The organism is Grimontia kaedaensis (genome assembly GCF_023746615.1).
Taxonomy (GTDB): domain Bacteria; phylum Pseudomonadota; class Gammaproteobacteria; order Enterobacterales; family Vibrionaceae; genus Enterovibrio; species Enterovibrio kaedaensis.
The window spans coordinates 2,230,464-2,256,930 of record NZ_CP082275.1 but is presented as its reverse complement, the minus strand read 5'-3'; the positions used below and the strand labels follow the sequence as shown (position 1 = coordinate 2,256,930).

33 protein-coding genes and 1 pseudogene are annotated in these 26,467 nt (G+C 44.7%); 27 read left to right on the top strand and 7 right to left on the bottom strand.

The window, feature by feature from the left end:
• Positions 1–125: 125 nt before the first annotated feature.
• The 4 genes from K6Q96_RS10220 (at position 126) to K6Q96_RS10205 (ending at position 2,239) form a co-directional block, all read left to right on the top strand.
• On the top strand, positions 126–650 hold the full coding sequence (locus K6Q96_RS10220; protein ID WP_251875504.1) for a GNAT family N-acetyltransferase: 525 nt from the start codon (positions 126–128) through the stop codon (positions 648–650).
• A gap of 155 nt (positions 651–805) precedes the next feature.
• The gene (locus tag K6Q96_RS10215; RefSeq protein ID WP_251875503.1) at positions 806–1,201 is read left to right on the top strand and encodes a hypothetical protein; all 396 of its coding nucleotides are present in this window, start codon (positions 806–808) and stop codon (positions 1,199–1,201) included.
• Positions 1,202–1,322: 121 nt separating this feature from the next.
• Complete coding sequence (locus tag K6Q96_RS10210) at positions 1,323–1,685, top strand: hypothetical protein (RefSeq protein WP_251875502.1); 363 nt, start codon at positions 1,323–1,325, stop codon at positions 1,683–1,685.
• A gap of 113 nt (positions 1,686–1,798) precedes the next feature.
• Entirely contained in the window at positions 1,799–2,239 is a 441-nt protein-coding gene (locus tag K6Q96_RS10205) for an HIT family protein (protein ID WP_251875501.1), read from the top strand.
• A 366-nt stretch (positions 2,240–2,605) separates the two neighbouring features.
• Here K6Q96_RS10205 and K6Q96_RS10200 read toward each other — a convergent pair whose 3' ends face one another.
• A complete protein-coding gene (locus tag K6Q96_RS10200; protein WP_251875500.1) occupies positions 2,606–3,628 on the bottom strand; it encodes an IS110 family RNA-guided transposase in 1,023 nt (340 codons plus the stop codon).
• Positions 3,629–3,726: 98 nt separating this feature from the next.
• On the opposite strand from K6Q96_RS10200, the gene K6Q96_RS10195 reads away from it, so the two are divergent.
• Positions 3,727–4,323, top strand: a complete 597-nt coding sequence (locus tag K6Q96_RS10195) for a class I SAM-dependent methyltransferase (protein ID WP_251875498.1) — start codon at positions 3,727–3,729, stop codon at positions 4,321–4,323.
• A gap of 353 nt (positions 4,324–4,676) precedes the next feature.
• Here K6Q96_RS10195 and K6Q96_RS10190 read toward each other — a convergent pair whose 3' ends face one another.
• Positions 4,677–5,369: a transposase gene (locus K6Q96_RS10190; RefSeq protein WP_251875496.1), complete on the bottom strand. Its 693-nt coding sequence runs from the start codon at positions 5,367–5,369 to the stop codon at positions 4,677–4,679.
• Between the two features lie 535 nt (positions 5,370–5,904).
• On the opposite strand from K6Q96_RS10190, the gene K6Q96_RS10185 reads away from it, so the two are divergent.
• From K6Q96_RS10185 to K6Q96_RS24870, 16 genes and pseudogenes are all read left to right on the top strand, one after another.
• On the top strand, positions 5,905–6,561 hold the full coding sequence (locus tag K6Q96_RS10185; protein WP_251875481.1) for a DUF2268 domain-containing putative Zn-dependent protease: 657 nt from the start codon (positions 5,905–5,907) through the stop codon (positions 6,559–6,561).
• A 166-nt stretch (positions 6,562–6,727) separates the two neighbouring features.
• Complete coding sequence (locus K6Q96_RS10180) at positions 6,728–7,081, top strand: VOC family protein (RefSeq protein ID WP_251875479.1); 354 nt, start codon at positions 6,728–6,730, stop codon at positions 7,079–7,081.
• Between the two features lie 139 nt (positions 7,082–7,220).
• Positions 7,221–7,682: a RidA family protein gene (locus K6Q96_RS10175; RefSeq protein WP_251875477.1), complete on the top strand. Its 462-nt coding sequence runs from the start codon at positions 7,221–7,223 to the stop codon at positions 7,680–7,682.
• Positions 7,683–7,902: 220 nt separating this feature from the next.
• Positions 7,903–8,712: a tetratricopeptide repeat protein gene (locus K6Q96_RS10170; RefSeq protein WP_251875475.1), complete on the top strand. Its 810-nt coding sequence runs from the start codon at positions 7,903–7,905 to the stop codon at positions 8,710–8,712.
• A gap of 110 nt (positions 8,713–8,822) precedes the next feature.
• On the top strand, positions 8,823–9,011 hold the full coding sequence (locus K6Q96_RS10165; RefSeq protein ID WP_251875473.1) for a hypothetical protein: 189 nt from the start codon (positions 8,823–8,825) through the stop codon (positions 9,009–9,011).
• A gap of 166 nt (positions 9,012–9,177) precedes the next feature.
• Positions 9,178–9,555, top strand: coding sequence for a hypothetical protein (locus tag K6Q96_RS10160; protein WP_251875471.1), 378 nt, complete (start codon positions 9,178–9,180; stop codon positions 9,553–9,555).
• Positions 9,556–9,915: 360 nt separating this feature from the next.
• Positions 9,916–10,653 carry a sugar phosphate isomerase/epimerase family protein gene (locus tag K6Q96_RS10155; RefSeq protein ID WP_251875469.1) on the top strand — a complete coding sequence of 246 codons (738 nt, stop codon included), beginning with the start codon at positions 9,916–9,918 and terminating at the stop codon, positions 10,651–10,653.
• A gap of 156 nt (positions 10,654–10,809) precedes the next feature.
• Entirely contained in the window at positions 10,810–11,421 is a 612-nt protein-coding gene (locus K6Q96_RS10150; RefSeq protein ID WP_251875467.1) for a histidine phosphatase family protein, read from the top strand.
• A gap of 200 nt (positions 11,422–11,621) precedes the next feature.
• Positions 11,622–11,912 (top strand): hypothetical protein, encoded by a 291-nt coding sequence (locus tag K6Q96_RS10145; RefSeq protein WP_251875465.1) that lies wholly within the window; start codon positions 11,622–11,624, stop codon positions 11,910–11,912.
• A 382-nt stretch (positions 11,913–12,294) separates the two neighbouring features.
• On the top strand, positions 12,295–12,699 hold the full coding sequence (locus tag K6Q96_RS10140) for a hypothetical protein (RefSeq protein WP_251875463.1): 405 nt from the start codon (positions 12,295–12,297) through the stop codon (positions 12,697–12,699).
• Positions 12,700–12,775: 76 nt separating this feature from the next.
• A pseudogene (locus tag K6Q96_RS10135) lies at positions 12,776–13,216 on the top strand (NUDIX hydrolase).
• A gap of 91 nt (positions 13,217–13,307) precedes the next feature.
• Positions 13,308–13,775, top strand: coding sequence for an NUDIX domain-containing protein (locus K6Q96_RS10130; protein WP_251875461.1), 468 nt, complete (start codon positions 13,308–13,310; stop codon positions 13,773–13,775).
• Positions 13,776–14,019: 244 nt separating this feature from the next.
• On the top strand, positions 14,020–14,385 hold the full coding sequence (locus K6Q96_RS10125) for a terminase (RefSeq protein WP_251875459.1): 366 nt from the start codon (positions 14,020–14,022) through the stop codon (positions 14,383–14,385).
• 30 nt (positions 14,386–14,415) lie between these two features.
• On the top strand, positions 14,416–15,015 hold the full coding sequence (locus K6Q96_RS10120) for a class I SAM-dependent methyltransferase (protein ID WP_251875457.1): 600 nt from the start codon (positions 14,416–14,418) through the stop codon (positions 15,013–15,015).
• Between the two features lie 176 nt (positions 15,016–15,191).
• Positions 15,192–15,404, top strand: coding sequence for a TfoX/Sxy family DNA transformation protein (locus tag K6Q96_RS10115; RefSeq protein ID WP_251875455.1), 213 nt, complete (start codon positions 15,192–15,194; stop codon positions 15,402–15,404).
• A gap of 99 nt (positions 15,405–15,503) precedes the next feature.
• Positions 15,504–15,656, top strand: a complete 153-nt coding sequence (locus K6Q96_RS24870) for an RNA 2'-phosphotransferase (protein ID WP_256481838.1) — start codon at positions 15,504–15,506, stop codon at positions 15,654–15,656.
• Positions 15,657–15,751: 95 nt separating this feature from the next.
• Here the strand turns inward: K6Q96_RS24870 and K6Q96_RS10105 are convergent, their stop codons facing one another.
• On the bottom strand, positions 15,752–16,690 hold the full coding sequence (locus K6Q96_RS10105) for a 2OG-Fe(II) oxygenase family protein (RefSeq protein ID WP_251875451.1): 939 nt from the start codon (positions 16,688–16,690) through the stop codon (positions 15,752–15,754).
• A 281-nt stretch (positions 16,691–16,971) separates the two neighbouring features.
• Positions 16,972–18,000: a dihydroorotase gene (pyrC, locus tag K6Q96_RS10100; RefSeq protein ID WP_251875449.1), complete on the bottom strand. Its 1,029-nt coding sequence runs from the start codon at positions 17,998–18,000 to the stop codon at positions 16,972–16,974.
• 454 nt (positions 18,001–18,454) lie between these two features.
• Here pyrC and K6Q96_RS10095 point away from each other — a divergent pair, with 454 nt between their 5' ends.
• The 5 genes from K6Q96_RS10095 to K6Q96_RS10075 all read left to right on the top strand — a co-directional run bounded on the left by K6Q96_RS10095 (position 18,455) and on the right by K6Q96_RS10075 (position 21,525).
• Positions 18,455–18,967 (top strand): P-loop NTPase family protein, encoded by a 513-nt coding sequence (locus K6Q96_RS10095; RefSeq protein ID WP_251875447.1) that lies wholly within the window; start codon positions 18,455–18,457, stop codon positions 18,965–18,967.
• Between the two features lie 310 nt (positions 18,968–19,277).
• The gene (locus K6Q96_RS10090) at positions 19,278–19,802 is read left to right on the top strand and encodes a DinB family protein (protein WP_251875445.1); all 525 of its coding nucleotides are present in this window, start codon (positions 19,278–19,280) and stop codon (positions 19,800–19,802) included.
• A 27-nt stretch (positions 19,803–19,829) separates the two neighbouring features.
• Positions 19,830–20,444 carry a LysE family translocator gene (locus K6Q96_RS10085; RefSeq protein ID WP_251875443.1) on the top strand — a complete coding sequence of 205 codons (615 nt, stop codon included), beginning with the start codon at positions 19,830–19,832 and terminating at the stop codon, positions 20,442–20,444.
• A gap of 103 nt (positions 20,445–20,547) precedes the next feature.
• On the top strand, positions 20,548–21,060 hold the full coding sequence (locus tag K6Q96_RS10080) for an NAD(P)H-dependent oxidoreductase (RefSeq protein ID WP_256481837.1): 513 nt from the start codon (positions 20,548–20,550) through the stop codon (positions 21,058–21,060).
• 21 nt (positions 21,061–21,081) lie between these two features.
• On the top strand, positions 21,082–21,525 hold the full coding sequence (locus tag K6Q96_RS10075; protein ID WP_251875439.1) for a GNAT family N-acetyltransferase: 444 nt from the start codon (positions 21,082–21,084) through the stop codon (positions 21,523–21,525).
• A gap of 73 nt (positions 21,526–21,598) precedes the next feature.
• On the opposite strand, the gene K6Q96_RS10070 is transcribed toward K6Q96_RS10075, so the two are convergent.
• Positions 21,599–22,504, bottom strand: coding sequence for a glycoside hydrolase family 17 protein (locus tag K6Q96_RS10070; RefSeq protein WP_251875437.1), 906 nt, complete (start codon positions 22,502–22,504; stop codon positions 21,599–21,601).
• A 65-nt stretch (positions 22,505–22,569) separates the two neighbouring features.
• Positions 22,570–23,445 (bottom strand): glycoside hydrolase family 17 protein, encoded by an 876-nt coding sequence (locus tag K6Q96_RS10065; protein ID WP_251875435.1) that lies wholly within the window; start codon positions 23,443–23,445, stop codon positions 22,570–22,572.
• A 369-nt stretch (positions 23,446–23,814) separates the two neighbouring features.
• Here K6Q96_RS10065 and K6Q96_RS10060 point away from each other — a divergent pair, with 369 nt between their 5' ends.
• Positions 23,815–24,129, top strand: coding sequence for a nitronate monooxygenase (locus tag K6Q96_RS10060; protein WP_434802142.1), 315 nt, complete (start codon positions 23,815–23,817; stop codon positions 24,127–24,129).
• Positions 24,130–24,250: 121 nt separating this feature from the next.
• Here K6Q96_RS10060 and K6Q96_RS10055 read toward each other — a convergent pair whose 3' ends face one another.
• A complete protein-coding gene (locus tag K6Q96_RS10055) occupies positions 24,251–26,254 on the bottom strand; it encodes a methyl-accepting chemotaxis protein (protein ID WP_251875433.1) in 2,004 nt (667 codons plus the stop codon).
• Between the last annotated feature and the right edge of the window lie 213 nt (positions 26,255–26,467).

The window sequence follows — 26,467 nt, the reverse complement described above, 5'->3', positions numbered from 1 at the left end:
TTATTGGAATGTGTTTTTGGCGAAATTCATTAGATCAAAGGGTACGGTGCGCGTCCTTCTTATTGTTTAGAAAAGGAATTTTGAGGGGATTCGCTAGAACGCGGCGTTAGGCGAATGGAGGTTCAATGAATTTTGAGACCGAGATCTTTAGAGTCAGGGAACTTCGAGAGACCGATGCGAACTCTCTATTTAATCTTTACTCTGGCTCTAGTATTTCAGCAAGGTTCATATCAACAGCACCTCACGATTCGACTAAAACCACTCTATCGAAAATCAAACAGTGGAGAAAATTCTATATAGAAATTCATCCCAAGGTACGCGTTTATGGTGTGGCAGAAACCCAAAATGACTTTGTGTTTGGGTTAGTTGTTTTTGTGTTTAACGAACAACATGCTGAGATTCATTTTGGTATATCAGACAAATTTAGTAATCGAGGCATTTCGACTGAGTTGTGCCGTAATGGTCTGGAGTACTTAAGAAGTTTGGGCATAAATGAAGTAAGAACAAGTCCTTTCATCGAGCATGTTGCAAGCTTAAGAGTATTAGAAAAGTCGGGTTTTACAAATCATGGTACGCTTAAAAACCATACGCGTTTTCCCGCTTTGGGTGATGGTCTTTTTGATTGTGCGGACATGCGTATAACTCTCTGAAATTTCGCCTAACAAGGCCATGAACGTGGACGCTTTGTTACTGCGGCAGCTTTTCAAAGTGTTGTGAATACAAAGGATTAAAGCGGTTTTTGGCGGTTTGATAAGCGCCCGTTATTGCGACGTTAGCTTTTTGATTGAGTCATGAGGGACAAATAGTGTTCAAACGTTTTGTCGTTGGGCATATCAACAAACAGTCTGGAGTGAATCAAGGAATCTTAGGCGTGGCTTATCGCATCAGTCGAGAAAGGCAAGCTGAGGGAACCTGTATAGCTGACCTTGATACACATCTAGAATGGTTGATGAGTTCATTTCCAATTCCTGATGTTTTTGACAATCCAGAAAGTTTGAAAGGTGTTTGTTGGTTTAAGGATACAGCGGTTGATATCATTGCTCATGTAGTTGCCATAATTCCGTATGTTGAAAAATGTGGCTTCATAGTTACCGAGTTAACATCAGATGTTCCGGGTCTAGTCATATATGAAGATGACTTCCAGATTGTAGCTATCCCAGACGAGCATCAGCGCACAAAGCTAACAATCGCTTCAACCTGACTGTGGACCTATGGCATTTTGGTCGGATTGGCTTTTGTGATTACGGTGGCTCGTTTGAGTGTGGTGCAGTTGGCAGCAAGTTAAGCGGGCGTTATGAGTAAATTCGAGTATGCGGTATCAATTGAACTACGAGAATGAAATTAGGTTTGGTCCAGCATATTACTCATTAGAGATTGAAGGAAAAAAAGTTCCTAACTTCTTTTATGGCTTCTCTCGTAGTGAATTATTAAATGGCCGTTATTTAGCTATTGAAGAGTGGCTGACAACTGACTATAAAAAGGGTCCAATAACTAGAGTTGCGATCTTTGATTTAGAAAATAAATTAGTATCTCGTTTAGAGGTTGTAGAAAAAGTTTTTGTTAGTGGTTTCAAGCTAAACAATAATATCTTTTCTTACCGTAAGAATTACCACGCAAAAGGTAAAGTGGTCGAGTCAGAATTAGAATGGGACTCAATTATAGAGTGGAGTTCTATTTACTCATAACAAACGCTTAAACCAAAGGACGCAAAACAGCAGGCTTGCGCTCCTTCGTCGCTAATTTTAGCCTGCTATTTTACGCCGGTTAAGCGAGGCGTTAGCTGTCTTAGGAGTAAATAATGATCCCAGATGAGTATGTAGTTTTTGAAAATGAGTATTGGGTCGTGAATCATAGGATGAACTCTACTTATGCCGGTTATTTGATGGTTGCTTCAAAGTCGGAATCAACGGAACTATCGGATTTGTGCCAAAAATCATTAGCTTCATTAGGTCTGGTTTTAGCGGAAGTCGAAGGGTTACTTCAAAGAAATTTTTCTCCTCAAAAGGTAATTTTCTCCAAACTTGGTTTCTCAAAGGGCTTCAATTGTCACTTTCATGCCGTCCCAGTTAGTGAAAATGTAATCAAGGAAATTTGTCAGAATTCGAATTGTACATTCGATAAACCTGACGGCAATGATGTGATGCTGTTTATAAATCGTGAGTACTGTGAGAACCAAGACCCAGAAAAAGTTAAGGCAGTTGTTGGTGAGTCAGTCGCGAGACTTCGGCGCAACAGCTAACAAAGCGTTTAAGGCAGATTCGCAACGCTCGGCATTTTTGGTTTGATTCAGCTTTAGTGTATACGGCACAATGGGTTAGGTTAGGTGTAAGCGTTGCTCACTACTTAACGCGGCTACATGGATTCCCCCGTTCGTCAAACATCCGCTAGACTTTTGAAGATGGGTTTTGGACTGCTGCTCTACATTCGGCCTTTCACTGACTCACGTCATGGCCCTGATGACATTACGCGGTTGCAGTGCCTAATTCGTTAGAAGGCATCAACGTGCCCGCCGCATTAACAGGCTCTCTGCAAATGGTCTTAACCTATCCTCATCAGCTGCGTCTGCAATGACCCGGTTGGTGTGTTTCCCAGCGCCGCCTCATACTCAGGCGGCGTAGTTTTGATATTCGGTTTGGTTGTGTAACAACGCCCAGATAATGCGGGCGTTCTTAGCTGCCAGTGCGACAATGGCTCGGTTCATCCCTCGTCGTTCGAGGACGTTTCTCCCCCAGACACTGAGCCTGTCCTGTTTTTCCCCGAGGTTGGTTATGACGGCTCTCGCGCCGTGAACTAACAAGGTTCGTAGATACTTGTCGCCCCGTTTACTGATGCGCCCAAGGCGAGGTTTACCGCCGGTTGAATACTGTTTCGGGACTAGTCCTAGCCAGGCGGCGAAGTCTCTGCCGGAGTCGAACTGCTCACCGTTACCGATGGCAGCAATAATGGCTGTGGCGGTTTGAGGTCCGACGCCTCGGACGTTGAGCATACGCTGCGCAGTAGGGCTGGCTTTGGCTACCATCTCAAAGCACTGGTCGGTGTCTTCGACACGTTGATTCAGTGTCTGTAAGTGCTCGAAGCAATCTGCCAGGACAGCACGGGCGATATCAGGTAAGCCGTTTTCAGCGGCTTCGAGAATAAGAGGAACCTCGCGATGGACAGCGGCACGTCCGGTTGGAACGACGATGCCAAATTCGGCGAGCAAAGCACGGATACGATTAATGAGGGCAGTCCGCTCCTGCACCCAATGCTCACGCATTCGGTGAATAGCAAGAATGGCTTGGCGCTCAGGTGATTTAACAGGAACAAAGCGCGTATTGGGTCGTTGAACAGCTTCACAGATAGCAATGGCATCATTAAGGTCGTTCTTGCCTTTTGTGCGGTAGGGGCTGACATACTTAGCCGCCATGATGCGGGTATCATGGCCTAATTGGGTGAACGCTCTGGCCCAATAATGCGCACCACTACACGCTTCAATGCCTATACGCATAGCTGGCATATTTGCTAATGTAGTCAGTAATTTAGCGCGTGACACGGATTTATGAAGGATGACCTTTCCCCGGTCATCAACTGCGTGCAATGAGAAGTGGTGTTTGGCGAGGTCAACGCCACAAAAGAATAGAGAAGACATGGTTACCTCCGGTATTTAACGCGACACCTAAGTGTGGCAAATCCTCATGAGGGGGAATCCATGTCATTCGTTATGTACTTTGAGGGTTATAAATATTCATGGATGAAAATACCGAAAATTGGCGAAAGTACTATGAAAAAGCACTATCTCGCCCACATCACCCACGCACCGAGTTTGTAGTTAAATCCAATGGTTCTAGTTCCAAAGTAGCTGTAGACTGTGGTTGTGGTACTGGCAGTGACATTGCTTATTTAAATGAACAAGGTTTCGATGTTTTTGGCTTCGACGTTAATGAGGATTCTATTTCAATTTGTCGTGAACGCTTCGATTCAATAGAAAATGTCTACCTCCAGCAACGATCATTTGAATCGTTTAACTTTGAAACCGCAGGTATTGTAATTGCCAATTCAAGTCTCTTCTTCGCTGATCCTGACGCATTCAAATCAACCGTGAAAAAGATCACATCCTCAATTGCAATTGGTGGTGTATTTGCTGGTGATTTTCTAGGGTACAAAGATAGCTGGGCTAGTGGTTTTCGGGTTCCTACTTCTCCTGTGACTAAACAGGAGCTGCTCGAGATATTTACAGATTTCGACATCTTGAGATTCAACGAAAGAGATGAAATTGGCAAAACCCTGATTGGTAAAGAAAAGCACTGGCATACATATTCTTTGGTAGTGCAAAGACGTACATAACAAAATGTTTAAGTCGGATTCGCAAACGTGTGCCGAACTCGCTTCGCTCAGACATGGCACACGTTCGCTCACCACTTAACGCGGCTACATGGATTCCCCCGTTCGTCAAGCATCCGCTAGACTTTTGAAAATGGGTTTTGGACTGCCGCTCTATATTCGGCTTTTCACTGACTCACGTCATGGCCCTGATGACATTACGCGGTTGCAGTGCCCCTTTCTATTAAACAGATTGGCGTTAGAAGACATCAATGTGTCCGCCGCATTAACAGGCTCTCTGCAAATGGTCTTAACCTATCCTCATCAGCTGCGTCTGCAATGACCCGGTTGGTGTGTTTCCCTGCGCCGCCTCATACTCAGGCGGCGTAGTCTTGATATTCGGTTTGGTTGTGTAACAACGCCCAGTTAATGCGGGCGTTCTTAGCTGCCAGTGCGACAATGGCTCGGTTCATCCCTCGTCGTTCGAGGACGCTTCTCCCCCAGGTACTGAGCCTGTCTTGTTTTTCCCCGAGGTTGGTTATGACGGCCCTCGCGCCGTGAACTAGCAAGGTTCGTAGATACTTGTCGCCCCGTTTACTCATGCGTCCAAGGCGAGGTTTACCGCCGGTTGAATACTGTTTGGGAACTAATCCCAACCAAGCAGCAAAGTCTCTGCCGGCGTCGAACTGCTCACCTTTACCGATGGCAGCAAGAATGGCTTGGCGCCAAGGTGATTTAACAGGAACAAACCGGGTATTGGGGCGTTGAACGGCTTCACAGAGAGCAATGGCATCATTAAGGTCGTTTTTGCCTTTTGTGCGGTATGGGCTGACATACTTAGCCGCCATGATGCGGGTATCATGGCCTAATTGGGTGAACGCTCTGGCCCAATAATGCGCACCACTACACGCCTCAATGCCTATACGCATAGCTGGCATATTTGCTAATGTAGTCAGCAATTTAGCACGTGACACGGATTTATGAAGGATGACCTTTCCTCGGTCATCAACCGCGTGGAGAGAGAAATGGTGTTTGGCGAGGTCAACGCCACAAAAGAATTGAGAAGACATGGTTACCTCCGATATTTAACGCGACACCTAAGTGTGGCAAATCCTCGTGAGGGGGAATCCATGTCATTCGTTATGAGTTTTAGGAGGGAACCAAATTGATAACTAAGTATGCTGGTGTTAGTTGCTATGGCACATTTTTGGTTGCCATTGCTTTGACCTACTTGCCTGTTGATGGTTGGGCAGAGATATCGCTGAAGACGATGGTACTGTTGTTTTTACTGCACATGACTATTTACTCATTTTGTGTGGCCTTTTCCGCAAAGCGTGTTTATAACAAAGTTCTCTTGGTTTTGTTTTCTCTCCTTTTTCCTGCCGTGTCGGGTTTTATGCTCTATCTCTTCAGAGGATTTAGTTCGGCTGATGTTGTACCAAACTCATAACAAAGCCTTGAATGGGATTAAAAACACTGGATCATTTTTTGATTTTTTTAAATTTTGTAGTTTACGGTGGTTAAAACACGTTAAGTGTGTGTTTTTAGCCCTTTAAGGCGACGTTATATCCTGTTTAAGCTCAGCCATAATTAATGGAGTAAGATTTGGGAATAAATATTACGATACTCAATTCATCTGGAATGCTAAGTGGTTATTCAGGTCTACTGGAAGATACAATTGAACGCGCTTTAGATCGAATAAGTGAGTTTTTTGAATTATCTAGAATCGATATTACCGTTTCGCCATTCCAAAAAGGTGAGGAGTCACCTTCAGGCTTGGGTGGCTATGCGCTAAGTGAACATAGAGTTGAATTGTTAATTGATTGCTCTCGCAACGATATTGCCAAAGTTATTCAAGAGGATTTACTTGAGGTCCTTGCGCATGAGCTTCATCACGCAACGAGACTGAGCTACCAAATGCCAACAGGGACCTTGTTAGAGCAAATAATCATGGAAGGTTTGGCGTGTCACTTTGAGTATGTGGTTACGAATGGGAAGCAATCGTCATTATTTAGAGAATTAGAAAGCTATGATTGGCGTAATGGGCTAGGGAAAATGAAACATATTATGAATACAACGGATTTTTCATTTGATAAGTTGTTTCTAGGTTCACATCCGGAAGAGTTTCCGAAATACGCTGGCTATTGGATTGGTTACAACTTGGTTTCGGAATATGCAAAAACCAAAAACACCACTGAGGCTGAAATGATTGGGTTAGACGCCAACCACTTTTTGAATGCGGGACTTCAACTAACTACATAAATTTAGGGGCAAATTTAACCCAAGGCTTCTGGCATAACAAGGCCATGAACGGGACGCATTTGTCAATGCGGTAATTTTTCAAAGTGTCGTTAATACAAGGGCTTAAAGCAGTTTTAGGTGGTTTGGTAAGCGCCGGTTATTGCAACGTTATGTACGAAGGAAAGCAATGATTCCAGTAGCAGTACTTATCCATGTTCCTGATATCAGAGAGGGACTCAAGTGGTATCAAAAAGCCTTCCCAGAAGCATCATCTGTTTACTACCCAGAATCAGACTTTACAGTGCTTGAGCTAAACAGCATTAGTTTGGAGATAGTCCAAGCAGATGAAAAAGTATCAGAAGGCAAAAAGGGTACGGTTGTTTACTGGTTTGTTGAAAATTGGTCGGAGAGGCTTTCAAGTCTGGAGGCCCTCGGAGCTAAGTTGTATCGGGGGCCAATGGTGATTGAGCATGGGCTAATAATGTGTCAGCTCGAAGATCCGTTCGGAAACTTAATCGGTTTGCGCGGAAAAGTTACATAACAAGCGCTATCAACGGGACGCTTTGTCACTGCTTTAGCTTTTCAAGGTGTTGTGTATACAAAGGGTTAAATCAGTTTTGGGCGGTTTGGTAAGTTCCCGTTATTGCGGCGTTATATTTTTGTTCAATCATGGAGGATAAATGGACATCGAGATGAGACTATCAGAGCTTGGGTTGGAGTTACCTCAAGCAAGCGATCCTCAAGGTAGTTATTGTAATTGTGTGAGAACTGGCAACTTACTCTATGTTTCAGGTAAAGGGCCGGTGGCGGGCTTAAGCAAAGTACCGAAGGGTAAGTTAGGTCAAGAATACACAACAGAAGAAGGGTACACTTTTGCCAAGTCTGCGGGTTTAGACATTTTGTCGGCGGTTAAACTCGAACTGGGCTCGTTAGACAAAGTAGCCCGAGTTGTAAAACTCCAAGGCTTTGTTAATGCCACCCCTGACTTTGAACAACATCCTAAAGTGTTGGACGGGTGCTCTGATTTAATGGCTGACGTGTTTGGTGAAAAGGGTGTTCATGCGCGTTCAGTTTTTGGAGCCATGTCCGTAAGGGGTAATTTACCTATCATCATTGATTCCATATTTGAAATTGCAGACTAAATATAACAAGCAATTCAAGCTGCGAACCTATGGCATTTTTGGTCGGTTTGGCTTTTGTGATTACGGTGGCTCGTTTGAGTGTGTTGCAGTTGGTAGCAAGTTAAGCGGGAGTTATGTTTATCGGTGGTGAGAAAAAATCTGATTAAAATTATTTTAATGACATGTCTAGGGGTTGAAAAATAATAATTATTTAATTTTAAATTTAGGCTTGATATTTCTTATGAATAAAAATCTCCTTTCAAAATTCCTTATGCTAGGAACGATTTTGGGTTTTATGAGTACATCTAGTGTAGCGAATAGTGAAATATTAGATGAATGTACTTTATTCTGGGAAGACATAAATTATGATCATTTGCAGAATGCCCCGGTTCGTTACTTAGATGCTTGGAGAAAACTTGAAAGACAGTGTGATAAAGATAACGGATACTTCGAAAGACAATTAGGTTATATTTACTTGGCACAGAGAAATTTTCCTGATGCAGAGCGAGCTTTTATAAGCTCAGTTGAAAAAAACAACACTTATGCAAACGATTTGGCTCAGTTGTATATTACACAGTCTCAATATAGTCAAGATGAAAAATCTCAAATTGAACTGTTAGCTAAAGCCCAAAAAGTACTTTTAGGTATGGTTGAAGATAATGATGTAAGTCATGCTATTTTCTTTAGTTTGGGCTCAACTTTCTTTCTTCAAGGGGATTTCTCTGATGCCATAGTTTACTTTAAAAAATCGCTGAATATGCAAAAAACCTCAAAAGCATATTCGCTCCTTGGCCAAGCTTATTTCAATGAGCGAAACTATGAAAGCGCAGTTGGTTCTATATTGAAAGCATTTGAACTTGATAAGAGAGTGAGCGAGGACGAAAGTTCAATGTTAGTTTTGGCTATGTCACACGTAGCGTTGGAAGACTTTGAAAATGCAAAAGTCACTCTTTCTCTATTGTCTAAAACTCGACCTGACTTGGTAAACACAGCAGCCTATCAATCTGTATTTAATGAGATAGTGAAAGGCTTCATTGAGCCGGGAAGTTAACAAAAATACCAAGGTTATTAAACATCGCGCCATTCGGGTACTGAAATCGAAAAAACACGCTCGCCGTTTGTGGCAGCGTTATATAACTTTAACAATAAGGTGAAAATTTTATGAAAACCTTCAGAAACAAAAGTGAACATGCGGGTGACATCGTCCTAGATATTGATGGTATTAAAGTTGGATTCAATGTTGCTGCTGGTGCTGAGTTTACAATTGAAGTGCCGAGCCCCAATAGTAAAGTAATCATATCCTCTCCTTCAAGCGAAGTTAACGCAGAGCTGGTTATTGAAGCTATATAAGTTCTTGGTCTTTGGCCAAATGCATTTGTATAACAAAGCTATGGCCGGGACGCTTTGTCCACACGTCACCTTTTCAAGGTGGCGTGAATACATTGGATTAAATCAGTTTGGGTGGTTTAGTAAGCGCCCGTCATTACAGCGTTATACCTCAAAGAGAAAGGCTTTTATGAAACAAGTTTTGGTGGCATTTGCTTCGCTATTTTTATTTGCTTGTACTTCTAAAAATTCACCTAACTCCAATGTTGTTATATTTAACAGAGCCATAGAAGAACGCGCATACTTGTTGTTAGCGGTATATGACGGCAAAGTAGGTAAACCTTCATTAACCATAATAGAATCAAAGTTCAAGGCGGTGGCTGGTGTTCTGTGCGAGGGCGGATTCAGTTTTGATAAACCGGATAACGTTGCTCTGAAAAAGTTCAACCGAATGACACTTGAGAAATGGATAGCTAATCAGCACATCAACTTCGTTGCAAAAAGTCCTGAATCTGGTTTCAGCACTCAAAGCACTTCTAGTGAAACAAAAATGGCGTATTGTACTTAGGTTGTCACTGGCTTCACAAGGCTATTAACGAAACGCATTTGTCAATGCAGTACCTTCTAGAAGTCACTTGGATACAAGGGATTAAGTAGTTTTGGATGACTTGGAAAGAGCCCATTATCACAACGTTATATTCTAAGGTTTCTGTCTAGGGGTTAATTTGCGATTGATGGTCAGTGCGGTGCTATGTATTTGCAGATACTGCACTTTTGGGATGTGAGAATGCAATCACTCACACAACAGAGAAAAACAAAAGGAGTAGTGAGCATCGGACATAACAATGCCATCAAACATCGCCATCTCCGGTGGCTAGACGCACGGATTACGCTGTCCGTTCATCGCAAACGCAACGTAGGAGGGTAGATGAAAATAGGAGCTCAGTTATTTGGTGTTCCTGAAGAAGTCTTGAAAAGTGAGTTAGAGCATGTTCTCAAGTTTATAGGTGAGACTGGCTATGATGGGGTTGAATTCCCTTTCCTACTAGAAGCCGAGAGAGAACTTAATCAGTTTGGGTTAGATTGCGTCGGTGTACATGTCGCGCCAGAACAACTCGTGAAACATAATGAGCTAATAAGCTATTTAAGCCGTCATGAATGCCGAAACTTATATGTTTCTGGTCCTTTGGGGTGGCACGATAGAAGTCTGGGAAATTTCAAAACCACATGTGGTTTTTTAAACAGTTTGGCTGAACTGTATGCCAAAGAAGGTATTAAGCTTCAATATCATAACCATGACTTCGAGTTTTTAATAAACCGTGGTGAAACTTCTACTCCTTTTTCAATACTTGAAAATGAGCTTCATTTTGAACATGTAGATCTTTGCATTGATGTCGGTTGGCTTCATTTAGCTAACGTAAATGTTAATGACTTTCTTTATGAGCATAGTGACAAAGTATCACACCTACACTTAAGAGATTTTGCCAATGCAGAGTCTGTTGCTCTGGGCCAGGGAAGTGTTCCGTTACCCGAAGTATATAAACAACTTAGTGAACTTAATCGGCTTAAGTGGGTAGTCGTCGAGTTTGAGCCAACTTCGAATTTCAAAACGCTCTTTAAACAAAGTTGGCAGCACTTGAACCTTCTGCGTGAAAAAGTTGCGTAACAAGCGCTTCAGTTGGATTCGCAGCGCTCGGCAATTTTAACGTCAAATTGGGATTACGTGTTTACGATGATCAATGTTGGTTCGGTAAGGCGTCACTCGCACTTAGTCGGGTCTTCGTTTCTAGTTGTCCGACGCTGTAAGTAAGGAATAATTTACGTGACAGAGATTCATATTTTTAGACATGGTGAAACTGAATGGAACATTGAAGGCCGCATGCAGGGCTTCAAAGATTCGCCTCTTACGGAACTTGGAAAAGCCCAAGCTGTAGCTGCCCGAAAAAAGATTGAGCACCTAGAATTTGATGCTGTCTTTTGCTCGACAAGTTCGAGGGCTTCTGATAGGGCAAGGATCTTAGTCAATGACGTAGATACCCCAATATATGAGACCGACGAGCTAAGAGAGATCAATATGGGCTCTTGGGAAGGAATGAGTCATCATGAAGTTAAAGAACAATATGCAGAAGACTATTATGATTTCTGGAATCGACCTGGTTGCTTTCAAATGAGCGGTGCAGAGTCATTTCATGATTTAAAAGTTCGGTCTATTACTTGTATTAAAAGAATTTCGCAAGAGTATGAAGGAAAAAGAATATTGGTCGTGTCACACGCGGCATTAATTAAAACATTACTTACAAGTTTACAGTCGAAGCCCTTGGATGAGTTATGGGAAGGGCCATTCGCTACCAACTTATCGCATAGCATAGTTATCAGTGGTGTTGGTTCGCAGTTAGTCGTTAAGCAGTTCTGCGACGAAATTTGCAATGAATAAGAATCGCTGAATGATTAAATGGGTAAGAAAGCTAACATGTAAGAGCTTTATCCGGGCAAGAGAACATTGTCAAATATTGCGAGCCACTACATGATCCATTCTCTATCTGTATATGCAGCTTATTTGCTAATATTTCCGCCAGATTCGTATCAGGGATGCTCTTTTCCTGTTGATAGGGTTTGGTGACTTAGGAGGTGGAAATGGATTTAGGTGTCGCAGTGCTGGTTTTGATAGGCGCGGCTGCATTTTATTACTTTGTCTTGTATTCAAAGCCTCAGGATGAAAATTGGCGAAAACTACCAACGCTCGCAGAGTATTTAGATACTCATCCAGAATGCAAAACAGATGACCCAGAAAACGCTAAATGCTTTAGCTGTCATTCAGATAAAGTTATTTTTCAGCCGCTAACAGTTCATGATGATCCCCGTTATAAACACATTTGCCTATCTTGCAAAAAGACGTTGTTTAGAAGCACAGCCATCATGTCTTAGTTATTTGGCCTAGGTTCCTGTTATCGCGCCGTTATAGAGTGAGGAGGCTCAAGAATCGAAATCATATTTGGAATAAAGCTCCGCCTAAAGGCAAAGAACGAGCTTGTTGTAAAAGTGATTAAGGTTCTACTCTCGCTATTGGCAGTGCGGATGACTTATAAAGGCGATCCCTGTCAAATGCCAAATCGATACTGCCAGCATCTAACCCAACGAAATTTAATGCTCAATAATGTGTCGGAGAACACGCATCTTTCCCTGTCCGCACGTTGGCTAGATTTGTTATGGTAAACGCCAGTTAGCGGGTGGAAATAGAACCAGAACGACATTTTATTTTAATCACCACTGCGTATCGGATTCTGAGAATGAGTTAAGGAGAACTAGGATGAACATTATCGCTGTTTTTCAGGGTAAAGCGGCTTCATTACTGGCTGAGAGTGAACAAAGTGCAAGCGAGAAACTCATTGAGCTTGCGACGTTTTTCTACAAGATTGATAACCGTGTGGCGTTGGCTGAGCAAAAATACATGGATGAGCTTCTGCAAACCATTGAGTGGAAATCGACTGTCAGTGTGGAATCATTCCAACGTAACTGCATTGGTAAGATTAACAACGTGCTCGACGGTTCAGATGAGGAGGCTTCTGCCTACCTATCGCAACTGATGCAAGGACTCTCTGAGTTGGGCGCAGCAGAAAAAGCGAAAACGTTGGCGAAAGAAATTTCTGATGCTGATGGTGAAATCGCTGATGATGAAGTGCGGTATCTCGACCTCATTAAAAGCTTCAAGTAATCCCAATAACCCGCTGCCGAAATCAGCGGGTTTTTTGTCAGGTTGAAATGAAACTATCCAAATGACAGAACTACAAATGAGTTTGAGAAGAATTAAGGTATGCCTATGCCCGTTGGTCTTGCGTGAAATAGACGGTGAGATAAATCTTCTTTTATTCAAACACCCTCTAGCGGGTATTCAACTGGTAAAAGGCACTGTCGAATCCTTTGATATTTCTTACGAGAGCGCGGCGAAACGAGAGCTTACCGAAGAGTCAGGAATCCCCAGTGTATAAAACACAACGTATTTGGGGAGTTGGGAAAGTGGTTATCAAGATCAGTTATGGCACTTTGTTTTATGCGAAGTTGGCGAAACCTTGCCTAAAACGTGGTGCTTTTACACCCAAGATGATGGGGGACATGAATTTCAGTTTTTCTGGCATAGATTAGGTGACCCAATTCCCAACGATTGTCACAAGCTATTCTGTGAAGCTATTCAAAAGGTACGAGAGCTCATTCGCCAGTTGGGCGTTAAATAGGCATACATTGCTAATACAAGTACTTATTTGATTTCCCGCTTTATCGAACTGGGAAAAGTAGCTGCTATCTACTGATTGTTCTGGAGGAAACTTGAGCGCAAGTGAATATTTAAAGGAGTTGAGGTCTAAAGTCGGCCATATGCCCTTATTGCTTCCTAGCGTTGCGGCGGTGATTTTAAATGAATGTAATGAACTGCTGCTTCAACAAAAAAATGACAACACCTGGAGCCTTCCAGCAGGGATGATAGAACCTCATGAGTCACCGGTCCAAGCGGTTGTCAGAGAAGTACGCGAAGAAACAGGCTTCATTGTGAAAGTAGACCGACTGCTTGGTGTTTTTGGCGGTGACGGTTTCAGCTTTACTTATCCCAATGGAGATCAGGTTGAATACATAGTCATTATGTTCAAATGCAAAGTAAAAGGCGCTTCAGAGTCAGAGATCGACAGGGAAACAAAACACCTTGAATGGTTTTCAAAAGATGACTTGCCAAAGCTTGAACTGCCATATCCTTTGGAATGCTTGTTTGACGAGAAAGAGTCGGCTTATTTTATGGATTAATGACTGCTGACAGCCAAAGACACAATGAAGACTGTGTTGTCAGACAAAGTACAAACACCTGTGAATTCCAATGTCCAATCCTCTCGTTTTTTCTACCTACATTCGATATTGGGAAACATATTGGAAGTATTAAGGAAAATACGCACCGCAACTTTTGTCAGGTACAAATAGGTGAGGTCGCATACACTGGCGTATTAACTGTCTTAGTCAAAATGCAAAAAGGCTTATCAGCCACGGAGGATACATGCCCCTTAATGAACTCATTGAATGGCAATGGAAAGGCTATTCAACATTTCACAAATCGAAGAAAAATCTTCTCATCCACATCATCTTTGTTCCCTGCTTTATCGCTGGGTTTGTGTCTTTTGTATTTTCACTACTTAGTCTTGATTTGATAGCTGCGCTGATGTCAGTGTTCTTGATGGCAGTTTCGTTCGGTTTGCAGGGGTTAGGACATAGCAAAGAGGTAAACCCGGCAGAACCATTTACAAGCTTCAAAAATGCGATGTCGAGAATTCTGCTTGAGCAACTTTATACCTTTCCTAAATTTGTGGTGACGGGAAATTGGTACAGGGCGCTTGTCGCATCACAGCAAGGGATAGACGCTTAAAAGAAGCCCAATTAACAACGAGAGATAAACATGAATCCTGAACAGATAGGAAAAGCCTACGATCAAATCACTCATCTTTGGACAGATGAGGGCTTCAATATGACCAATGGTATTACCCAGCATAAGAAAGCGATGAGCTTTGCAAAGCATCGGGGCAAGGCATTGGATATTGGTTGTGGCTGCACAGGTCGGTTTATGGATCTGCTGATGAGCGAGGGTTTTACGCCTTCTGGTTTGGATGTCTCTGGCGAGATGCTCAAGATTGCGAGAGAAAAACATCCGAATGTTCGCTTCATTCAAGGTGACATCTGTGAATACCTACTCTCCGAGAAGTATGACTTTATTACGGCGTGGGACAGCATTTGGCATATCCCTTTGTCTGAACAAAAGCAGGTTCTGACCAAGATCGTCGAGAGTCTCAATGAGGGTGGGGTATTCATCTTTTCGTTCGGGGGTACAGAAGAGTCAGGAGCCCATAAAGATGATTTTATGGGGCCTGAAGTCTACTACTCATCACTTGGCACTAATGGGTTCTTGAATCTGTTCATAGAGCTCGGTTGTATTATCCGGCATTTGGAATATGACCAATACCCAGAGTTACACACTTATTTGATTGTGCAAAAAACTTAGCCACCTCATACATTTGGTCATGGCAATACACGGCGCATTCTTTGAATAAGCGCATTGTAGTGTCTGGCCTGAACCCATTGAAAAGCAAAAGGAGAGGAAGCCTTGTTAGATGCTTATGAAAAGCAGCCAAAACGACTCAGAGAGCTAAATGGTTTGGACCACGCAGCGAAGAAATATTGGCGGCAGTTGGCATTCATTCTGTTCAAGACTTTATGGCGATTGACCCTTATGCGCTGTACGCCAAAATCAAACCAATGAAGGGAATGGGTCTGAACTCCATCTATGCCATTATTGGCGCACGGGAAAATATCTCCTGGATTGAAATAAAAAACACCCGTAAAGAAGAAATCCTGATGGTGTTGGATGACATGGGGCTCGCGCCAAAGTAACTCTTACCAAAGCCTCTTGGAAAGGCGGCCATTCCTCACCCGTGTTCTATTCCTAATTAGTCACCTCAGTTCTCCTGCTTTCAAAACGAACAAGCGTTAATCGATCAGCTTTGCTTTAAACATAAGCCTGTTTGTTTAATCATTGATGCAAAGCGAATGCATGAAGATGGTTTTGAATTTTATAAGTCAATGAACAATGTTTGGTTGGTCGACAGTGTACCAAGCAAATATTTGACGAGGCCCAAGCGCTAGAGAAAATCTCACTTTCTTAAACCTATTTGATATGCGCCAACTTCTCAAAGAAAAAGCCCAGCTATATGCTGGGCTTTCTGTATCTAACGTTGATATCAAAACGGTGCGTAGCTGTCTGGGGTTGACTCCGGCACTGTCCAGCGTGCTTTTGCATCAATTTCTTGGGTCAAACCTCGAACAGGGATCTGCATGCGGTCGCCATATAACCACAACACGATATTGGTGCGCGAGCCACTGGTGATAGGCTGTGCAGCATGTGGCACACTGCCACGGTGAATCATCGCGATACCCGGTTCAAAGCTGAGTCGACGTACCACACCTGTGGTTGGGTCGTAATAATCAATCTCTGAGCCAGTGAATGCTTCATCTGGCAGGTTGAGATTGATGTTCATTGTCGCTGCGGAAGCGTCAGTGTGCAGTCGCAGTGACGTATCAACACCGGGTTTATACTGAATCGAAAACCCAAAGGTTTGCGAATCATAGCCGGTAACCTCTGGAAACAGCAGGCGGGCGACAGGGCGCATGTATTTGTCCATCACGGTTTGATAGAAGGCCTGAAACCCCGGTGCGGCTAGATAGCCTTCAGAACGCTTGTCGAGCATTGCGCCGTGTCGGTTTAGCGCGATGCCATAAGGAGGACGCAAAGGAATCTCCGCGTTGGCGACGTTTTCCAAATAACCACGGAGCTCTGCCAAACGTTCAGGGTCGAAAAATTGGCATTGGAAAACACCTGGAGCCACTTCTTCCCATAGCTCTTTCACATCCAATTCTGTTGATGGGTCTTCCCATGCTTTGTTGAATGCGTCTCGGAGTTTTGCATTCAGTAAAGACTCATCCAACTTGAACGTATTGCCCTGCTCAGTGCGCTCCCATTCTGTCCACGCACTGCTGAGTAACTCTCGGTTTTTATCCCAAAACTGTTGAACAGCAGGTGCTCGCATTAACATTTCTTGTCTTGAAGGCAGCGTGAGATTACGTGCTTTATCCAACGCGTTGACGGTTGCTTGGTCATTGATGATGGCTGCATGACTCATCTTTCATTCTCCCATTCTTATTATTCGTTTTGCCTGAGTAGTGGCGATGGGAAAACGTTATTACACACTTCATTATTGATAAATGAGCTAAAAGAAAAGACAGTTTCAATACTTTTTAAATAATTAAAGACGGTTAAGCCTTTCGGATTTAGAGCAGTCGGCTTGGTTTAGCGGCGAAGCGCGCTTAATCAAAGGGTTGTGGGGCTTTATCATAGGGCAATAAAAAGCCCGGCAGTCGCCAGGCTCCTTTCTTTCGTTTACATGTTATCAGCTACTGCGAATTACTTTACTTTCCAGCTCACCGTTTCGCCAGCGCGGATTGGCACAACAATGTCAGAACCAAATGGCATGGTGTCTGGTACTGGCCACTCTTCTTTGGTCAGCGTTACGGTATCTGTGTTACGTGGCACACCATAGAAGTCTGGGCCGTTCTGACTTGCGAAGGCTTCCAGATTCTCTAGTTTACCTTCTTGTTCGAACACTTCTGCGTAAAGCTCCAGTGCGGCGTGTGCGGTGTAAGAACCTGCACAACCACATGCTGATTCTTTCGCGCCTTTCGCGTGTGGCGCTGAATCTGTTCCCAGGAAGAACTTCTTATTACCGCTAGTTGCTGCTTCAACAAGCGCTTTCTGGTGCGTGTTGCGCTTCAGAATTGGCAGGCAGTAGAAGTGAGGTTTGATGCCGCCAACCAGCATGTGGTTGCGGTTATACATCAGGTGGTGAGCGGTGATGGTTGCTGCAACGTTCTCGTTCGCGTTTTTCACGAAGTTTGCCGCATCCGCTGTGGTGATGTGCTCAAGGACGATTTTCAGGTTAGGGAAATCGTTAACGATGGGTGCCAGAACGGTATCAAGAAACTCTTTCTCGCGATCAAAGATGTCTACCTCGTGGTGGGTCACTTCACCATGAACCAACAACAACATACCCACTTCCTGCATGGCTTCAAGAACGTGGTAGATGTTCTTCGCATTGGTTACGCCTGAATCCGAGTTGGTGGTTGCACCAGCAGGGTAAAGCTTCGCAGCAACAACAGCGCCAGAGGCTTTCGCTTTGCGGATTTCGTCTGGTGTGGTGTTGTCGGTTAGGTAGAGCGCCATCAGTGGCTCGAATTGCTCAGAAGGCTTTTGAGCCATGATGCGTTCGCGGTAAGCAAGCGCCATTTCAGTGTTGGTCACAGGAGGAACGGTGTTTGGCATGATGAGCGCGCGACCGTTGTAACGGCTGATGTCGCGGACGGTATCTGTCAGCACTTCGCCATCGCGAAGGTGAACATGCCAGTCGTCAGGGCGAGTAATTGTTAGTGTGGTCATTAAGGCGTCCCTCCATTGCTAAAATATCGGATTGGCGCCTGTCGGCAAGGAATGTGAAATAAAAAGCAAACGCTTGCGCTCAGGCGGCAGGATGATAGTGGAAAAGGGCTTTTATTTCATCTTCTTTCTCGAATTTTACTGTTTCCATGTGTTTTTATGAGAGTTTGAAAAGCCAGATAAACTGACAAATAGGGATGTTCACTGCTGCTAACCGAGTGTTAGCTATTAATACAGGATGTTGTTGTAATCTTCTGTATTTTAAGGGGAGATGGTTGACTTCCTTATTGGCATTGACAACTATAGGTGTATGAAAACGAATTCAATGCTCAAACTCATCCGAATTATCATCATTCCTTAGGAATGGTGGGGATGCTGTCGCGCGTTATATTTGCAGAACCCACCCAAGAGGTGGGTTTTCTTTTTTCTGCTTCTTGGTTTTTATCTTGGAGGCGACATGAAGAAAATCGCGGTATTTGGAAAACCGGGAAGCGGTAAATCCACCCTAAGCAAAAAACTGGCGTCAGAGACCGGGATTGCTCTTTATCAGTTGGATTCCATGCTTTACCAGAAAAATGGAGAGCAGGTGAGCCACGAAGGTTTTGAAGCGCGGCATGATCAGATACTGGCCTCGGAGAGATGGATACTGGATGGTATGGGATTACTCGGTTCGTTTAACAAACGTTTGGAAGCGGCAGATACGCTGGTTTATGTCGAACTGCCATATCTGACCAGCTATTGGCTGGTCACCAAACGACTGCTGAAAGGTTTGTTCATCAAACCTGAAGGATGGCCTGATGGAAGCTCGGTGCTCAAAGGCAGTTTGCAAAGTTACAAGTTTCTCAAACTGTCGCCGAAGTTCTGGAATGACAATTTCCTGAAAAGGCTCGAATCCATGTCTGAGGACAAAGACGTGTATGTCATCCGCTCGGTAAAGGAACTGAATGAATTCGTGCGCGCTAAAGCTTGAGAAGCGAACGCTTGGAAAGAAATCGGTATACCCAAACGACCTGAAGATACTCGCATTCAGAGGTCATCAATGCGTTCAATTCGAGGCAAATTTTGCGAGGAATAGTGGTTCTATTTCCGTGGAATTTAACGAAGAAGTGGGCGCATTGAGGGCCTCCCTTCGGGCGAGTTGACTGACGCCGTGCTCTTTGTTGTTCCTTTTTGATGGAGATGACTACACCTGCAAAGGCACGCCGCAATGACAACGCCAGTCAATCTCGCTGAATCTGGCATCTTCAGGTTGTTTGGGTATATAAGGAAATAGGGTCGACATGAAAAGCCAGTTTGAGCTAATGGCAAAGTACAACCAGTGGATGAATGAGCAATTGCTGGGTCACATGGAAAATCTCAGTGACGAAGACTTGTATGAAGACAGAAAGGCTTTCTTTGGCTCTGCTTTTCATACCATGAGTCATATTCTGACTGGGGATTTGTTGTGGTTGAATCGATTTACCCGCGTACCTAGTGAGGTGATGCTTGAGCAGTTATTAAGCCGTTATCCATCACCACCAAGTAACACAGTACATCTGGTGGAAGACTTGGCCTCTTTGAAAGCAATGAGGGCGTCGCTGGATGATGATATTTCCCGCTGGGTAGCGTCTATACCGGAGTCGGAATTCAATAACAGTGTGACCTACCGAAATACAGCAGGGGCAGAGTATTCTGAAAATCTCGCCTCTGTGCTTTTGCATTTTTTTAATCATCAAACCCATCACCGCGGCCAGTTGACGACCTTGTTGAGTCAATCTGGCGACAATGACTATTTCACCGATCTTATCGCGGTTATCAGGCAATAAAACTGTTTAGTTAAGGAGAAAGGAATTATGACTATTGCTTCTGGTATCGCACTGTTTTTCGCTATGGCACTTTCCGCGCTTATTCCTGGACCGAGCGTATTAGCGACGATTTCACGTTCGATGGGGAGTGGAATGAAGCAGGGTATGTTGCTCGCGTTAGGGATCCTGATTGCGGATTACATTTTCATCTTCCTTGCGCTTTCAGGGCTCTCTGCACTATCGAAAGTGCTGGGTGAAGTGTCTTTCGTCATCAAGTATGTCGGCATTGCTTACTTGTTCTGGCTCGCCTACGTCAGTTGGACGGCAGAAGTCCCTGAGGACGGAGAATCTGTCCCTTCGCAATCGTCAAGATTTTCGAGCTTGCTGACAGGAGTTGTGGTCGGTCTCTCTAACCCCAAAGCAATCTTGTTTTACATGGGCTTCTTCCCCGCGTTTGTGGACGTCACTCAAATCAGTGGGCTGCATGTGGGTGTCATTCTTCTGATTTCTACCGTAGGTGTGGGTGGTGTGTTGGGGATGTATGCCTATTCCGCAGCTAAAGCAGGCAAAATGCTGAAAAGTAAGCGTGAAAAGCAAATTCTGAACAAGATGTCCGGCGGCTTTATGGCATCGTGTGGCGCGTTTTTGTTCGCCAAGTCTTGATAGAACGAGCAGTAATGTAGCTAGGGAGAATGTCATGAAGTGTTTGGTGGTACTTTCGCACCCTCTTAAGGAAAGCTTGTGCAGTTACCTCTGTCAGTAAACGATTAAACACCTTGAGTCGAAAGGCTACAGCATCACCTTGCTGGATTTATATGGCGCTAACTTCGACCCAGTGTTAAGTGCAGAAGAAAGGCAAAGTTACTACGCCCAAGACTATGACCGAAGTCAGCTTAACAAAGAGCTTGAATTGCTGGTGGAGGCGGAATCTTTAGTGCTTGTCTTTCCTACCTGGTGGTTTAGCTTTCCCGCCATGCTGAAAGGCTGGATTGACCGTGTATGGGCGCCTGGCTATGCCTACGATCATGACGCGGAACTAGGGGCCATTAAGCCGAAATTGGGCAACCTCAAAGAAGTGAAAGTGGTGACCACGCTTGGTTCCCCATGGTGGGTGGATAATCTGGTGATGCACAAGCCGGTGAAGCGCGTATTGAAAACGGCCATTCTAGGTGCGTGCGCGAAAGATTGTAAGGTGACTTTCCTTTCTCTTTATAACGCCGAAAAGGCGGGTAGGGAGCAGGTTGATAAATTTGTCCAGAAGATCAAAGCGAAGTTTTAAGGGCAACAGTAGGGAGAGAAGATGGAAATCCGCAAAGTGGTGTTAAGGGACTTGGAAGCGGCTCAGAAATTAGTGAGATCGGTATCAGAAGCAGACGTTATGCCTTTGTTTAATGAACAGGGACAGGCTGAGTTCAAATCCCGGATCCTGCCTGATCTTGCAACCACTTTTGATGACTCTCGCTTCTACACAGTCATCGCGTTGAACAAGGATGAAGCAGTCGGGTTTGCAGCGCTGCGTGAAGGGAATTATCTGACCCATCTTTTTGTGGCTAAATCTGAACAAGGCACAGGGTTAGGGAAACGCCTGTTAGAGCATGTATTAATAACAACGAGTTCGAAGGAAATATCGCTTCGGTCATCGGTCAATGCTTCGGCGTTTTATGCTTCACAAGGTTTTGAGGCGACAGGTGAAGAATCGGACTTCAATGGTATTCGATTTGTGCCTATGAGGTTATCTCGATGATGTTTGCCTATTTGTGAGAAAGCCAGATATGGGCAGGAAAAGAAAAGGGCGGTTAATCCGCCCTTCGTTGTAGTCAACCGTACAGAGACTGCATCACCAGTTTTGGTGTGCGGTCCACCTTGAACAGACCCCAGTGTTTTTCTGGTTCTTCAGGGTGGTTGTCACCTTTCCATGGCTCGTCAAACGCTTCGAAGACGAAGGTCAGGATCTTCTCATCGCGCGTCCATTGCAGCAGTTGGTCATAGTAAGCTGCCTGAAGCTCCTCAGAAGCATTCCATGCTTCAATACCACGGCCGTTAGAGGCGGTCGCCCAACCTGCTTCGGTGATGACTACAGGTTTGTTTGGATAGCGGTCAGCAACAGCGTAGTAGTTCTGTTTGGTGTACTCCAACGCGTCGTCGATCGTTTTATACTCCCAAACCGGGTAAGTGTGCAGGGAAATGAAGTCAATCACTTCAACCAGTGCATCCAGTTTGTATGTCCAAGGCACGTAGTTTTCACAGAAAGTGACAGGCTGACTGATGCTGTTTTTCACTTTCTGTACGTGCTCGACCAGTTTCTCAACAGAGATAAGATGATCGGTCCATTCAACACTTGCTTCATTGCCGACTGATACATAGCCAACAACTTCTGGATATGCGTTTGCAAGCTCGATGAGGCGATCGATTTCTTCCTTGTTGTGCTGACGGTTTTTCTCCAGCGTTTCTTCACTGAACTGTGCTCCCCAAGGGCAATTGGGGTTGTTCATTTCAGCCGCAACATCGGCGCCTAGCATTACTTTGAAATCAAGTCCTTCGTCGCGAATAACATCCAAAACCAGTCTTGCGTGAGTACCGCAGTCGTATAGACGCAGTGCAGACCAGTTGTGGGAGAGGATAAGAAGGTCTTCTTTGATCTCTTGGTACGTTGGGTAAATTCCCTCACGAGGGTTTTGACCTTCACGATAGCCTGAGTAACAAATGGCGTTTCTGTATTCCATAGCGCTTTTTACCTTAGTTTTCTTATGCCCGCAGATAGTCCGCGGGCGCCTTGTAATGTGTTCTGTTAGGTTGAGTACTTGAAGTTGCCGTCTTTATCCCAAAGACCCCAATACGCACCTACCGCACCTTCCTTTTCCACCTTCCAGGCTTCATCGAAAGACGAGAAATAGAACACATCAATGTTCTCTTCTTCTGCCCATGCATAAGTATCAATAAAGTACTTCAGGGCGTTTTCTTCTGAAGGTATTGAGGCGCGCTCAGGAACACCTTCATTTGGCCAGCCAGTTTCTGAAACAATCACTGGTTTACCTTTACCGGCATTCACTGCACGGCGGTACATTTCCTTCATGTAAGGCACGGCAAAATCTACCGGACAGCCTTCCCAGAAGGGGTAACAGTTTGTCAGGATCACCTCACAGGCATCTGCGACGCGAGGGTGATTCTCAAACAAGTAGTAAGCATCAACGTAGCCTACCTGAACGTCCGGCAGTTCTGCCTTGGCGCGTTCGATGTAGCTGATGAGTTCATCTTCATGTAGGTCTTCACGAAGTAGCACTTCGTTACCCACACCAAGAACATCCACATGCCCTTCGCGTGCAACGGCGATAGCGTTTTGTAGTTCTTCCTCGTTCTTTTCATGGTTTCCGTCAATCCATACGCCAACCATGGTTTTGAGCCCATACTCTTTGGCGATTTTTGGAATGAGCTCATTACCGTCAGTACAAGAGAAGGTACGAACCCAGTTAACGTGTGGGGCGATGATCTGAAGCCTTTCGTGGATTTGTGCTTCAGTGATGATTGAACCAGGTCCCTGTCCATCGACATAGGGGCTGAAAGAGATCCCGTGGATTTTTGCATCCACCAAATCACGTGTTTTTTGCTTGAGATAGCTCAGCCACTCCTCACCTTGAGGAGCAGCTCGGTTGATTCTGCTTGACACTCTCCAAACTCCCTTTCGGATAGTCGCACTCTCTTTGAGTGCGGTTATTCACTGTCTATCTTTTATTTTTTGTTAGATTGGCTCTTCAAGTCGCCTTGGGTGACAGCACCGAAAAACGAAAAGAAAGCGCTTTCTTTTTGAATTAAGCCATACGAAAGAAATATGACAACCCGTAATGTTACGAACATGTACATGGATCACATTTGAATAGACGGCGCGTAAATGGATAAAAATATGCATATAAACGTATATTTGGGCTCGTAAGGTTATATAAAACAAGGCTTTGCTCACTTGTTAACCTTCAAAATAGGAGTAAGGCAAACGCTGATGGTGCATATCAAGAAATGTATAAAAATCTGGGGTCAGAATATGGAAAAATTGGATTTCGCCAGATGGGTTGATGTGGATTTACCCTTGATTCAGGCACCCAAGGCAGGTGTTCAAAACAGCAAGCTGGCGATAGTGGTAGATGAAGCAGGCGGATTGGGTTCCATTCCTTGCGGTATGCTTGATGCTGAAAGCGTTATCGAAGAAATTCAACGTCTCCAAGCTGCCTCAGACAAGCCTTACAATCTTAATTTTTTCTGTCATTCATCTTTCCTTTTGCTTGTATCGAAATGGAGCCACTACGTACTGATGAAAAATAGGGTTGGGATGATTTCACAGCACTATGATCCGATATGAATAACCGCCATCGTGAAGAGATCAGCGCGGCGGCGATCACTCAAAAACTGATGAGTTTTTGAAGTAGAGAAGCCAATAAAAAAGCGGGCCATAGCCCGCTTTTTCTACTCAGAAAGTCCAGTTATACCGTGAATCGATGAACCAGTTCGTTCTGATTGACGGCTTGTTCATCGAGTCGTTCACTCGCACCAGCCACGTCCTGCATGGCGGTATAACTGCTGTCAGCGATAAAGCTGATGTGCTCAACGTTTCGCGCGATATCAGCAGAGGTGGTGCTTTGTTCAGAAGCGGCTTGTGCTATCTGGCTGCTCATGTCGCTGATCATCATGATGATGGCTTCTATTTCCTCCATCGCGGAGTTGGCGTCAGAAGCCTGTGCAACGCTGCTGGTCATTTCTTCTACACATTCCTGCATCACCAGGACCGCTTGGCTTGATTGGGTCTGTAGCTTGCTAATCATCTCTTCAATTTCAGATGTTGAGTCGGATGTACGTTTCGCCAGAACGCGAACTTCATCTGCCACGACCGCAAAGCCTCGCCCTTGTTCACCAGCACGGGCCGCTTCGATAGCCGCGTTCAATGCCAGAAGGTTGGTTTGATCGGCAATATTGCTGATAACGTCGAGAATGGTTTCAATACTCGCGGTCATCTCCTGAAGTGAAGAAACCACAGCCACAGAATCATCCAAGCGGCTTGAAAGCTGATGCGTCGTGCTTATGTTACGGGTCATGATTTCACGGCCTTTCGTTGCTGCATCGCTCACTTCCATCACTTTGTCCATGGTGTGGCGGGCACTGTTTGCAACGTCTTGCACCGAGTGCTCCATTTGCGTCATCGCTGCTGCGACAGCTGTGGTTTGCTGCCGCTGCTCATTGAGCTGAGCTTTCGCGGTTTGCGTGGTGGACTGGTTCGCGGCTGCAACCTCAGCTTGCTCTTCTGCTGCATCGCGAAGCTGTCGCAGAATGCCTTGAAGATTCGAAGCCAGGGTATTGATGTGGTCTGCTAGCTGGCCAAATTCATTGTGTTCTTTCACTTCAATGCGTTGGGTCATGTCGCCTTCAGTGATAGCTTCCAGGACGTTCAGTGTGCTGCTCAGTGGCTTGCGAACGCTTCGCGCAATGTGCCAGCCAATGAAGACAGTGATTGCCAGAATCAGCGCGCCAATGAAGATCGTCTGACGAACGCCGTTTTTAAAGGTGTCGTTAGCCTGTAAGATAGATGCTGACATCACGCTTTCCGCTTGACCACGGAATTGGTCGAGGATGCCCATTGCATTGTCGACTTCAACGGCAAGATTGCCGATGTTCGTATAAAGCTCGTTGGTCGCAACCAGGTACGCATAGTGCTGATCAAGCACACCGCCTTCGCGGCTCACATCGCGGGTAAAGGCATCAATGTCTTTTTGGAATTTCTCTTTTAGCTCTGGAAGTTGAGAAGTCAGTGAACGGAAAGAGTAGTTGAGCTGCTTTACGCTGCGGCGGTTGCCGTTCATGGCTTTTTCAACATCAGCGAGTGTGTTGCTGGCCAGCGCGTCGGAAGTATGGGTTTCCGTTTCTTGAAGCTTCTTGAAGTAGGTCTTTGAAATGATTTTCAGCGTGGTGGAACCATTGTTGGCCACGAAGTCCTGCATACCAAGTGCAAGCGCAGTGTTCATACGCTGGAATTGGCGGGCAGCGGTCACGCCTTCTTCTTTGGCTGCTTGTTGGCGCTGGAAGTTTCCAATGGCAACAGAAGCTTCAGCAAAATAGCGATTTTCAATTTCTCGCAGCGATTCCAATTGGCTTTCCAGCCCCTCTTGACCGGAGGAAGCTTGGTAAAGATTATTCAGAGCAGTATCAAAGCGTTGTCTAGCGACATCAAAATTTTCGAGTACCTGTTCGCTTTGCGCACCATTGCTGCTGGTCAGGTAATCTTTGAAAATTTTGTCTGCAGCGAGGAGGCTGACACTGGCTTCGTTGGACAAGGAAACTAAGGGGAGAGCTTCTGAGGTGACGACCTCTAGTTGTTCGTGGATGTCCTGAGAACTTTTCAAATTGAGTGTATTGGTTGCAACCAGACTGAATGCGAGTACCGCAAAGCCGGCATACATCCGACGAATCACAGAGCTTTGTCGTTTTTTAGCCATTTATATTCCTCCCACCGGTGATTAGCCGATGCCTCCCGATACACGAGTTCAAAGCAAAAGAAAAGGAACCCGCTTAATGATGACGCCAATGGTTATTCTTCTATCACGTCTCATACTGGTCGATTTTGGCCAGCAGATTCGTTTGTTCTAACACATCGCTTTTCTAGTCATCCGCCAGTATTTCAAAAACTTTAAACTTAAAAAGGTCATTAC